The organism is Variovorax sp. 01T439_2 (assembly GCF_056398445.1).
This window is the reverse complement of the sequence record NZ_JBFTPJ010001224.1, coordinates 1-1363: the sequence shown is the minus strand read 5'-3', so window position 1 is coordinate 1363 and position 1363 is coordinate 1. Positions and strand designations below refer to the sequence as shown.

Below are 1363 nucleotides of genomic sequence, written 5' to 3'. Positions count from 1 at the left end.
GGTTCATGGAGGGGGCCCGGAGGGCCCTTAAAATCGTGAGGAATTCTATCGGCCCGGCCGCTTCGGTCGCCGGCGCCTCCACCTTCCCGCCCTTCTCGACACCGTCCGACCATGACTTCCCCCACGCCCACCCCGCTCAGCTACAAGGATGCAGGTGTCGATATCGATGCCGGCGACGCACTGGTCGACCGCATCAAGCCGCTCGCCAAGAAGACCCTGCGCGAAGGCGTGCTGGCCGGCATCGGCGGCTTCGGCGCGCTGTTCGAGGTGCCCAAGCGCTACAAGGAGCCGGTGCTGGTGAGCGGCACCGACGGCGTGGGCACCAAGCTCAAGCTGGCCTTCGAATGGAACATGCACGACACGGTCGGCATCGACCTGGTGGCCATGAGCGTCAACGACGTGCTGGTGCAGGGCGCCGAGCCGCTCTTCTTCCTCGACTATTTCGCCTGCGGCAAGCTCGAGGTGGACACGGCCGCGGCCGTGATCGGCGGCATCGCCCGCGGCTGCGAGATTTCCGGCTGCGCGCTGATCGGGGGCGAAACCGCCGAAATGCCCGGCATGTACCCGGCCGGCGAGTACGACCTGGCGGGCTTCGCGGTCGGCGCGGTCGAAAAGGCCAAGATCCTCACGGGCCAGAACGTGAAGCCCGGCGACGTGGTGCTGGGCCTGGCCTCGGCCGGCGTGCACTCCAACGGCTTCAGCCTGGTGCGCAAGGTGATCGAACGCGCCGGGGCCGACCTGCCCGCCACGCTCGACGGAAAGCCCTTCCGCGAAGCCGTGATGGAACCCACCCACCTCTACGTGAAGCCGGTGCTCGAGGCGCTGGCCAAGCACCCGATCAAGGCGCTGGCCCACATCACGGGCGGCGGCCTGCTCGAGAACATTCCGCGCGTGCTGCCCGAAGGCACGGCCGCCCACCTCAGGAAGGGCAGCTGGCCGCAGACCGAACTCTTCGCCTGGCTGCAGAAGGTGGCCGGCATCGACGACATCGAGATGAACCGCACCTTCAACAACGGCATCGGCATGGTGGTGGTGATCGACGCGGCCGAAGCCGCCGCCTGCGCCGCCACGCTGCGCACGGCCGGCGAGTCGGTGTTCGAGATCGGCACCATCGCCGAGCGCGGCGCGGGCGCCGCCGTCGTGGTTGGCTGATTTCCTCGCTCCGAGGCTCGCCAGCGCAGCACCCGGACCCTGATGGCCAAGCCCTCCCTCGCCACTTTCGAAACCAAGCCCCAGCCCGCCTCGCGCAACGTGGTGCTGGCCAGCTACCTGCTGATGCCGGCCGCGCTGCTGCTGGTGATGTGGCAGCACCTGCTGCCCGGCCTGCTGTGCGTGTGCATCGGCTTCCTGGCCACCCGCTGGT

At 68.8% G+C, this 1363-nt stretch carries 1 protein-coding gene and 1 pseudogene; both read left to right on the top strand.

Annotated elements, in window-relative coordinates; genetic code table 11:
- Nucleotides 1-111 precede the first annotated feature (111 nt).
- Nucleotides 112-1152 carry a phosphoribosylformylglycinamidine cyclo-ligase gene (gene purM, locus AC1DOC_RS33770; RefSeq protein WP_478079833.1) on the top strand — a complete coding sequence of 347 codons (1041 nt, stop codon included), beginning with the start codon at nt 112-114 and terminating at the stop codon, nt 1150-1152.
- Between the two features lie 42 nt (nt 1153-1194).
- A pseudogene (locus AC1DOC_RS33765) lies at nt 1195-1363 on the top strand (AI-2E family transporter); the annotation flags it as partial.

Coding starts and splice junctions, on each gene's coding strand:
- purM (WP_478079833.1), top strand. CDS start 112: ATGACTTCCCCCACGCCCACCCCGCTCAGCTACAAGGATGCAGGTGTC.